Source organism: Paenalcaligenes niemegkensis, from assembly GCF_022230885.1.
In the GTDB taxonomy this organism is placed as follows: Bacteria; Pseudomonadota; Gammaproteobacteria; order Burkholderiales; family Burkholderiaceae_B; genus Paenalcaligenes; species Paenalcaligenes niemegkensis.
Genome location: NZ_JAKGCT010000004.1, coordinates 1,298,616 through 1,309,359, shown reverse-complemented (window position 1 = coordinate 1,309,359; position 10,744 = coordinate 1,298,616). Strand labels below are relative to the sequence as shown.

At 54.3% G+C, this 10,744-nt stretch carries 4 protein-coding genes and 1 pseudogene; all 5 read left to right on the top strand.

What is annotated here, in order from left to right:
• Positions 1-7: 7 nt before the first annotated feature.
• A pseudogene (gene gspF, locus L1889_RS10295) lies at positions 8-1,206 on the top strand (type II secretion system inner membrane protein GspF).
• A 235-nt stretch (positions 1,207-1,441) separates the two neighbouring features.
• On the top strand, positions 1,442-2,665 hold the full coding sequence (locus L1889_RS10290) for a substrate-binding domain-containing protein (protein ID WP_238665051.1): 1,224 nt from the start codon (positions 1,442-1,444) through the stop codon (positions 2,663-2,665).
• Positions 2,666-2,829: 164 nt separating this feature from the next.
• The gene (locus tag L1889_RS10285; protein WP_238665050.1) at positions 2,830-5,952 is read left to right on the top strand and encodes a filamentous hemagglutinin N-terminal domain-containing protein; all 3,123 of its coding nucleotides are present in this window, start codon (positions 2,830-2,832) and stop codon (positions 5,950-5,952) included.
• Positions 5,928-9,374, top strand: coding sequence for a hypothetical protein (locus L1889_RS10280; protein WP_238665049.1), 3,447 nt, complete (start codon positions 5,928-5,930; stop codon positions 9,372-9,374). Before L1889_RS10285 ends, L1889_RS10280 begins: the two co-directional genes overlap by 25 nt.
• Entirely contained in the window at positions 9,371-10,744 is a 1,374-nt protein-coding gene (locus L1889_RS10275; protein WP_238665048.1) for a hypothetical protein, read from the top strand. The genes L1889_RS10280 and L1889_RS10275 overlap by 4 nt, the downstream gene beginning before the upstream one ends.

Below are 10,744 nucleotides of genomic sequence, written 5' to 3'. Positions count from 1 at the left end.
AAATACCATGGCGATATTCCGATACGAAGCGGCCGACGAAACCGGCAAACTGCTGCAGGGCAGTGTGGAAGCCGACTCACCACGTGCCGTGCGCGGGTGCTACGCAGCCGCGGCCTGACCCCTTTAGAAATTAACGAACAGGCCAGTGCCAGCGTATCGTGGTTTAGCCCCCGCATGTCTGATAGTGAGCTCACCTGGGCCACCCGCGAACTCGCCAGCCTGCTTAGCGCCAGCTTGCCACTAGAGGCCGCCTTAATGGCCACCATCGAACAAGCCGAGAAAAAGCACATCGCCCAGTCCCTGCTCGAGGTCTGCAACCATGTGCGTGGCGGCATGCGTCTGGCCGATGCGCTGGCGCAGCGTCCCGGCGACTTTCCCGACATCTACCGGGCTCTGATCAGTGCCGCCGAAGACGCTGGTGATCTGGCCCGGGTCATGGAGCAATTGTCCGACTACCTTGAAAGCCGTGGCACCTTGCGATCCAAGCTAATGACCGCCCTGATCTACCCTGTGATTGTTTCAATCGTGGCCGTGGGCATCGTTATCTTCTTGCTGGCCTACGTGGTCCCGCAGGTAGTCGGTGCTTTCACACAAGCCCGCCAAGACCTACCCTTATTAACCCAGCTCATGCTCGACCTAAGCGACTATGTACAACACTGGGGGCTGCTGACTGGCATCGTGCTGATCGGGGCCTTTAGTGGGTGGCGCCGACTATTACGCAACCCGGAACGCAAACTGGCCTGGCACACGCAGGTATTGCGCCTGCCCTTGCTGGGCAAATTCGTGCTGGGCTTAAACACCGCCCGCTTTGCCTCGACCCTGGCTATTTTGCTCGACGCAGGAGTGCATCTGGTACGTGGACTGGAGGCCGCCCGCGACACCCTGGGCAACGAATGCTTGCGGGCCGGGGCCATGGACGTGGTCAGCCGCGTGAAAGAAGGCTCAACCCTGGCTGCCGCGTTGCGCGCCCAAAAGATTTTCCCCTCAACACTATGCCACCTGGTGGCCAGCGGCGAGAAAACCGGTGCGCTGGCACCCATGCTAAGCCGCGCTGCACAAAACCTATCGCGTGATTTAGAACAACGAGCCACTCGCCTGACGGCCCTGCTAGAGCCATTAATGATTTTAGGCATGGGCGGCGTTGTCATGGTGATCGTGCTGGCCGTCATGATGCCCATCATGGAAATCAATCAAATGGTCCAGTAAAACCGTCGTTTAGCCCCTAAAAGCAGCAGAAATTCGTTGAAACTTCATGTGTTTGTCACAAAACTGAAACCTTAACTCCCGAGTTTAATTAACAGTATTGCCATCTTAAACACGCACAATGACCACGTCGATCAGAAGATCGGCTAACGCAAAAAATTAGCTTTCAATTTCAAACAGCGTAATCGGCTGCGTTATTTTCCTTTCGTATTGTCGTAAGTGTAAAAGGAGTTTTACCGTGAACAAAAGTTTTCAACTGAAAATGGTTTCGGCTGCTTTGGCTTTAGGCATGATGGCCGCCGCAAGTGCAGTAACTGCACAATCCGTCGTTGTAGGTGGTGGTGCTACGTTGCCCGAGTTGTTGTACAAGGACGGCTTGTTGCCATCCGACTTCAGCTACACCGGTACAGGCAGTGGCGCGGGTAAAAAGGCTTTCTTAGACAACAACCCGCAGGCGACTGAGGGCAGATACTTTAAGAACGAACTTGCTCCAGAAGATGTAAAACCTGACTGGCCTGCGTCACAGTCTGTGCATTTTGCGGGTAGTGATTCGGTTTTAAGTCAGACTGAGTTGGGCGCTTATGTAATGAGCAATCAATCTTCTTGGGGGCGTTTAATTCAGATACCCGCTGTGGCTACTTCGGTAACCATTCCTTTCAACATGCCCGGTACAGGTAATGTAAAGCTGAGCCGTGATTCCATGTGCAAAATTTTTGCAGGTGTTGCCCTCAATTGGGAAGACCTTCCAGAGACGGAGCGCGACGATCGTACAGGTGCACTTAAGCCTGTATACAGACTTGATAGCAGTGGTACCACTGAACTGTTCACACGTTACTTAACTAACGCTTGCGCTGATATCACCATAGGTAGCAGCACGTTGAAAAACAACGGTAAGTTTTCCACCGTATCAGATTTCAAAATGCTGTTCGTGAACAATACAGTCCCAGCTACTTTTGTAGGTGCTGATGGCAGCGGTGGTGTAGTTACTCAGGTAACCAGTACTGATGGCAGCATTGGTTACGTTAGCCCTGACTACACCCAGGCTGACTTGAACAACGGCTTGAAAGTAGCGGCAGTTGCCAATGCTTCGAATATTGCTGAAATGCCAGTAACACAGAAGGTTATCGACGCATTGGGTACAGCATCGGCTCCTGAAGGGTCTGCTAGCTTTAACCCATTGGCTTGGGTTCCTACCTTTGACGTTCTTCCTACAGCTGGTTACCCCATCGTGGGTTACACCAACCTGCTGATTAATCAGTGCTACGAAGACAAAACTGTAGAAGCCAAAGTTAAAGGTTTTGTGACTGAGCTAACCGGTACTGGTAAAGACGTGATTATCGAAAATCATGCTTTCATCCCTATGCCACAAGACTTCAAAGACGCCATTCTCGCGACCTTTGTAACGGGTGATAGCAATAACCTGGATATCGGTAATTGCGCCCCAGGTGTTGGTCGCCCGTAGTAATCAAGACCTTGCTAGGTAGTCACAAAGCATAGTCTGCAAAAGTAGTAGTCACATCCGGTCAGCGTCCTTTTCCTTAAGGGGCGTTGACCATCAATACAGAATTTTGGCGGCAAGGCAATTAGGTCTGTCGCTCCACCTTTTCGCTATAAAGGCAGTCGGCCATGGTGTCCAGTCAAACGCAAGCGCAGCAAGTCGTAAAAGACTTTCAAGGCATAAGCTCTGAAAACAACAACCCCTTGCTTGTTAAAGAAATACCCGCTGCAGCCGCCTTAAAACCGCTGGCGGCGGCGCTTGCTGTATTGGCAATCACGGGCGGCAGCCTGCTGTCACCCACTGTACAAGCACAGGCACGACCTTTTAGTGGTAGCTGGATGGCTGGCAAAGGCGCAGCCACAGGCCAGCACGGGGCGAACAGGCTGCCTGGCGGCAGCACGGCAGCGCGACAGCAACAGCAAGCACGTCAAAAATTGAACCGGTCGGTAGAAAACCTGGGCAGTGCCGCGGCAGCGATTGCGGCGCAACAGGCGGCACAGTCGGCGGCGCGAAATACAGCGCAAAGTGCGGCGTCGGTGCTAGATGGATTGACTGAAGGTGGTTTAAAAGTTGACGCCACCCGACCATTAAGCGAAGCCTGGATCAATGCCAACGCTCCTGTGCAAACACAAAATGGTGAGCGTACTAATGTAGCGATTGAGCAAACCGGCGACAAAGCCATTCTTAACTGGGAAACGTTTAACGTTGGTCGCAACACGACGGTAGATTTCAAGCAACAAGCCAACTGGGCAGCGCTTAACCGTGTCAACGACCCCAATTCACGTCCTAGTCAGATACAAGGCCAGATCAAGGGCGATGGCACGGTGATGATTGCCAACGCCAACGGGGTTGTTTTTAGCGGCAGCAGTCAGGTCAACGTGCGGAATTTGGTGGCGGCTGCCGCCAACATCAGCGATGATCAGTTTCGCGATCATGGACTGTATGGCGCAAATAACGCCGCCACTTTTACCAACGCAAACGGCAAAATTGAAGTGCAGCGCGGCGCGCAGATCACGACTCACGTCCCCACCTCGGCCACGCAAGGTGGGGGTTATGCACTACTGCTGGGGTCTGACATCCATAACGACGGTCAAATCACCACCGCCAGCGGACAAACCACCTTGGCGGCTGGCGATAATTTTTTCATACGTAAAGGGGTAGGTACCGAAGGTAATAAACAGTCCACCACCCGTGGAAACGAGGTTGCAGCGCACCTTAAAACAGATAGTCTGAGCAGCGGCAAAGTGCTTAACACAGGCCTGATCACCGCCGCCACAGGCGACATCACCCTGACTGGGCATGACGTAACACAAGCCGGGGTCGCTGTTGCAACGACCTCAACTGCGATACGCGGCACCATCCATCTGTTGAATAGCGCCAGTGACAGCGATGGTCGGGTAACACTGGCCCAAGGCAGTACCACCGCCATTGTGCTGGATGAATCGATCACCTCAGGGCTGGATAGCCAGCGTGATGCCGCGTTGCAAGCATTGGATGGCGGCAGTTTAAGCGGCAGCCATAACCTAATGGCCACTGGCAACTTCGATAACCTAAGCACGGCCTGGGATCGCAGCGACTTATCACGCATTGAAATCGTCTCCGGCAACACTGCCGAGTTTCAGGGCGACTCCCTGACCCTGGCGACTGGCGGGCAGATCGTCGTGGCCGCTAAAAAGCGCACCTTGATCGACACCGGCGCCACGCTGGATGTGTCAGGTGCTGTGGGCGTGCGCATAGCCATGGAAAGCAATAACCTGAACATCAACGTGCAGGGTAACGAGCAGCGCGATGCTCCCATCAACCGCGACAGCGGCACACTCAACAGCAACGATTTATGGATAGACCGCCGCACGCTGGTGCATGTAGCGGCGGGCACCAACGGCTACGAATCCGACCGTTGGTACACCGCCGGTGGTTTGCTGGAAGTTAGTGGTTACCTTGGAACCCAAGGCCACAGCACTGGCGAATGGATGGCGCAGGGCGGCACGATTATGGCTACCGGCGGCGAGCTGATTACCCGCGCCGGGTCCAGTATTAATCTCTCTGGTGGTACGCTGGATGTGCAAAGCGGCTACCTGCAGCAAACCTGGCTGCGCGGTGCGGATGGCCGCTTATACGAAGCCTCCCGCGCACCGGGTGATCTGCTGTATGAAGGCCTCTACCGTGGCTACGAAGACAAACACGTACGCTGGGGTGAAACTGCCACCCGCACTTTTTATAATCCTTTAATTGGTCCACGCCAGCGCTTCGAGCAAGGCTACACCGTAGGGCGCGATGCCGGACGGTTCATAGTCTCTACCGCCAACGCGGTATTGGAAGGTGACATCATCAGCGATGTTTACCAAGGGGCGCGCCAAACAGAAAAAGCCAATGCGGCATTGGCCGATGGTTATTACCAATCACAAAACGCCGTTGCCCGTCGTGGCCAGTTATGGGTAGGGCGTTTCACGCCCGTTTACGATAAAAATACGGGCAGGCTGCGTTACGGCGAAGCCACTAGTGCGCTAAAAGACGTTATTTTGGGGCAAGTCGATAATATTGCGGACGTGTTAACGCTGGACGAGGTTTTACCCGAAGAACGACAAAACTCGCTCTATTTAGATGCCGACACACTGAGCAGCATGAACTTGGATGAATTCAAGATTCTGGCCCAAGACAGTATTCAGGTACAAGGCGCCTTAATGGTGAATCATGGCGGTCATATCGGTCTCCATGCGGGTGCAGTAGACGTGATGGCCGATCTGACAGCCCACAGCGGCAGCATCAGCCTGGGTAATATTGTGCAGGGCTATGCATCTAACCTGGGGTTTCATGACGCGGCGATTTCCGCCAGTGATGGCTTGGATGCCGAATCGGTCACCGTTCACGACAACGTCGTGCTTAACGCCGCTGGCCTTTGGGCTAACCTGAATTTGAATCCCGACCACGCGGCCGTGCAACCCTTTATCAATGGTGGCAACATCGCCATTCGTAGTCGTGGCGCGGTGACGCTCAATGCGGGTAGTCTGATTGACGTGACCTCGGGGGCAGCCATGATACAGCAAGGCCGTTTAATAGGCGGCAAGGGCGGTAATGTCACTCTGGCGGCTGGTGAACAGTCGACTCGTCCATCTATGCTCACGCTAAACGGCGATATTCAGGGCTATGGGGTCAACGGTGGGGGCGAATTGCATATTGCCTCGGGCATGGCGGTGGGCATAGGCTCGGGGTTTTTAACTGAAGAGGGGTGCTTAAGGCAGGCGAAACCTTAAAGCTGGGTTTAACGCTGCTGGAAGATATTGAGCTAGGTTTAGGTGGTGTATTGCCTACTACCTATCGGTATGAGTCTAACCGTATTAAAGCCGGTGAGCCTGTATTAGCTCAGCTTGCGACAGACTTTGGTGGGCCGATCACCTTGTTAGCCGACTGGAATATTCCGTTGGACACGGGAGAGCCAGGTAGAGCTTGGCTTTGGGGGTATGTAATAACGGCTAAAGATCCAAGCGGTAAGGAACAATCATTTAGACCCTTCGCTGGAAGTCAGGCCGATCCAAATGTAGTTATTCCTAAAGGTTGGACTCTTGTCAGCATAAATAATGGGGGTTTCCCTCTAGATGGTAGTTATGTGTTGCCTGTGGGAGTATTTCCGACCGAAGGCATAGAAACGTATAACACCTACACTAAAAGTTTGACCGCTGGCACGGTATTGACGGCCGAGCTGTTGCAGGAAATGGACAGCACTAAAGTGGTGATCTCTGCGGGTAGTCCGTTGAATCCCGGCACACAGTTGAACCGTGATGTACGCGTGGGGGCTTTTACACAGCTTGATCCTGCATTGTTTCAGCGGGGATTTTCAAGTTATAGCGTTGCGGGAGCTCAAGGGCTTTCTGTCGCTTCTAATACGCATCTTGCAGTAGAAATGCCTGTGTTGCGACCAGAAACAGGGGCATTCAGCTTAGTGAATAAAGCCGATGCATTGTCGCTATGGACGCCATCGTTGTATGTAGAAAACCCAGGCAGTCGTCAATTGAGTCAACGCCGTGGAGCTAGTTTAACACTGCATGCCGGAGCCGAACCCAGTTATGCGGGCGTTTTTGCCAAGCCTGGGAATGTGACGGCCTTGATTGATTCGAATGCTACTGTTTCAGTGGACCCAGGGCAAAGCATTGCCATCGGCAGCATTGGCCAACTGACCGTAGCGGGGCATTTACAGGCCAAGGGCGGCAATATTAGTCTGACAGAGCTTTACGCTAATCCCTCGGCAGTTTCTGGCGGGGAGCCCCATGCGCGTTCTATCTTGATTAGTGGTGAACTGGATGTGTCGGGTGGCTCGGCTGTCAGTAAGCAAGTGCTACCTAGTGAGGTTTTGCCCTATGGTTTGGTTTACGCTGCAGGCAGTATCGTGGTGGGCGGCACGATTGATGAAGAACAGGGCGATGTGATTGCCCCGCATTTGTTTGTGGAAATTACCGATAGCGCTCATCTGGATGCCAGTGGCGCTGCTGCCGAGTTTGCTATGCCAGGGGCTAAGCTGGATCGGCACTACAGCCAGGGCGGTGCCATCAGTATTACGTCTAATAACGGCGTGGCGCTGGATGGCCAGCTCAGCCTGCATGCCGGGGGCGGTACGGCCGCTGCGGGTGCGCTGGCTGTGGGGCTGGGTTCCCCCGCTTATGAAAATGTAATTGCTACTGTGTTAGCGCCCCGGGAAATGATGCTTTACCAGTCGGCGGAGGACAAGCCGCAGACGGTAGCGGGTGCTTATGGCGTGGCGCATTTGGCTGCTGATGACTTAATGGCAACGGGGGCAGACACCATTGCCTTGTTCAGCGATGGCCTGATCAGTTTTGATACCCAAGATATGCTAAACCTGCAAGCGCGCCAAAGCGTGCGGCTGTATGCAAATTCCTTAGCCTTGACTGAGAATGCGGCCAGTGATGCCCGTATAAACATTAGTGCGCCCTATGTACGCTTGGCAGGGGCGGTGGGGCCCAGCCCCGGCAGTTATGGCAACAGTTATAGAAAGGCATTGGTAGACGGCGGACGGTCAAGTCGCTCCGATGATGTCAGCGCCCATTTTATGGTCAACGCCAATCTAATTGATCTGCGCGATTATTTAACTTTTGGTACTAACTCTCTGGTTGATCGTAATCAAATCGATCGCCGGGGTTTTGAGCTGGTGAGTTTAAACAGTGATGGGGATATCCGTTTTCTTAAAGGTCTACGTACGCCGGTTGGCTCGACCAGCACCCAGATTCAAACGCCTAAAAGTCTGACCCTGTCAGCACAGCAAATCTATCCGGGCACGAATGCCGTAGCCAATGTGATTGCAGGTTTTGGATGGGAAGGCAGAGAGGTAGGCAGTTCTTCCTATGCCTTATTTGATCCAGACAGCATCTTGACTATTAAACGTCCTGATAGCGTTTTAAATAGTGAGCTACCGGCCATGCCGCTGTCGGTGTTTGGTTCCTTAACGCTAGGTGCCGCCACGGTGAAACAACAGGGCGTCATACGAGCTCCGCTGGGAACCATAGGCTTGGGTATGGCTAGCGCAGCTGGTGGGCGCACGCGTCAGTTGAACCTGCATCCAGGTAGTCTGACATCCGTCAGCGCACAAGGGCTGATCATGCCCTATGGCGGAACGGCCGATGGTATTGCATACAACTACAACGGTGCGCCTGTTTTCCTGCAAGGGGCCGCAAACAGCTTGAACAGCGGTGTGTTGCTGACCTCGGGGCTGATTGATGTGCAGCAAGGCGCGGTACTGGATTTGTCTGGCGGGGGTGAGCTAACAGGGGCTGGTTTTGTGTCAGGTCGCGGTGGTTCTACCGATGCGCGCTTCCATCCGCTCATGCAGATTGGGGCCGATGGCACGTTGATCACGCCGTTAGCGGGACTGGATAGCAACCCCGTTTACGCCATTGTGCCCGGTATATCGGCTTATGCACCGCTAGACGGTGAAGCGGGTGCCAGCGCGCCCTTGGTGGGGCAAACTATTACCGTTCCAGACGGGGTGCCGGGTTTGAAGGCTGGCACTTATAGCTTGTTGCCCTCTACCTATGCCTTGCTGCCTGGCGCCTTCCGTGTGGAATTAAATGGCAATAATGCGTATCCACAAGGCGCAAGCCCCATGGCGATGCACAATGGCTCCTGGATAGCGGGGGCCAGTTTGGGCATTGCCCATACCCCGGTTAGTGACGCCTTGCCGCGTAGCGTGATTTTAACGTCAGCCGATGTGCTGCGTAGCTACTCGCAATACAACGAAACGTCTTATGCAGAATTTGTACTGGCTGATGCTGCACGTCAGGGCATAGGGCGCGGTGCCTTGCCAGCCGATGGTAAATCACTGCATTTGATTTTTAATCCCCAAGCGGCAGATGTTGCCACCCAGCAAGCCTTTAAATATGCAGGTACGGCCCTGTTCAATGCAGACCAAGGTGGTTATGGTGGGGCCTTATTGATTCGGCAAACTTCGGATACGCGTTCGGAACAAAGGACCGTGGAAATCTTGCCGGGTACGCAGATGGAGACAGGTCATGACTTTAATGGCTTGTCCTTGCACGCCGCGGATTTGAATGCCGTGAAAGCACACGGGTTAATCATAGGTGGGGCGCTGCGCAATGACTACGGACAAGGGGGAACTACATCACGATTGGCTCTACGTCCGGCGGGAGTAGCCCTAGTAATATTGTGATTCGATCCGGTGCGATACTTCAGTCGCCGGAAGTGTTTTTGATCACCGCAGAGCGCAGCGGCGGTGGCATCAGTATTGAGGCTGGTGGTGGCATCAATACGCTGGGCCAGGGTGCGGTGGCCTTTGATTCGCTGGACGGCTATGTTTATCGCACGAATGAAATGGACGTGCTGGCGGTGTCCAATGGCTGGCTGGACATGCAGGCCCCTGCCGCACCGACTACCGCACCTGTTGGCAAAATCGACATCGGTGCTTGTACGCTGAGTATCGACTGCATTCGATCTGCTGAACTGTATTCCGAAGGTACCATTGCCATTGCCACCAATAAGCAAATTGAGCTGGCCGAATCGGCCCGTTACGGTACACGTAACCTGTCTTTGGCAGTGGGTGGGGTGAATATTGGGACTCAGGAGGTGTTGGCAGCGGCCCAGTTGCGTGGTGTCTTGCCAACTGGTCTGACGCTAAACCAGGATGTACTGAATCGTTTGTTGCAGGGCGACCAGCAGTACGGCGCACCGGCCCTGGAAAGCCTGATTTTAACCGCCCGTAATGGTCTGAACTTTTTCGAGACTGCCACCTTAAGTACCTTGGGTGCCGATGGGGTCTCCAGCTTGCAAAATCTGGTGCTTAACACGCCGGCCATTTTTGGTTACGGTGCGGCCGATGACGTGGCCCTGATTCAAACCGGCAACCTGATCTGGAACGGTACGGATGTCGCACCGCCTGCACCGCTGGTCACTGGGCCGGGCACTGGTTCAGGAATCTTTAAGGTGCAGGCCGACACCATCGAGTTCGGCTACGCCGACCGCACGCAGCCTGACCCTTTGGTGGAGCACGACCGCTTGATGCTGGGCTTTGCCCAGGTGGATTTGACCGCTCGTGAACGGGTCACCAGTAACCATACTGGCAGCCTGTCGGTGTACCAGTCACGTGACGAGCATGTGGTGGGCGAGGGCTTTGCGTATCAGGGCGGTAACTTAAGCATTCACAGTCCCTTAATCAGCAGTGAAGCGGCTGCAATTTTGGCGATCACCGCGGGTGGTGACGTGGTGCTCGACGGTGGGTTGACCGGTGCGCAGCGCCCTGGTTCCGATGTGCTGGGTGGCACGTTAGCCATTACCGGGCGAAATCTATTCGTTGACACCGCGATGGTGCTGCCTAGTGGCAGTCTGTCATTGACTGCACAAGACGATTTGCAATTGGGCGATCTGGCCTACCTGGATGTGTCAGGCCGTACCGTGCCCATGTTTGATCAAACCCAATACAGTTGGGGTGGTGAGGTCTCCCTGGACAGTCTGGGGGTAGCATTATTCAGTCGGCAGGCTCAACGATTGACCTCTCGGCTCAGAATAATGTTGCAGGCCGCTTAA

What these genes read in the sequence shown, in the direction of transcription:
- L1889_RS10285 (WP_238665050.1), top strand. Translation starts at nt 2,830, where the DNA reads ATGGTGTCCAGTCAAACGCAAGCGCAGCAAGTCGTAAAAGACTTTCAA.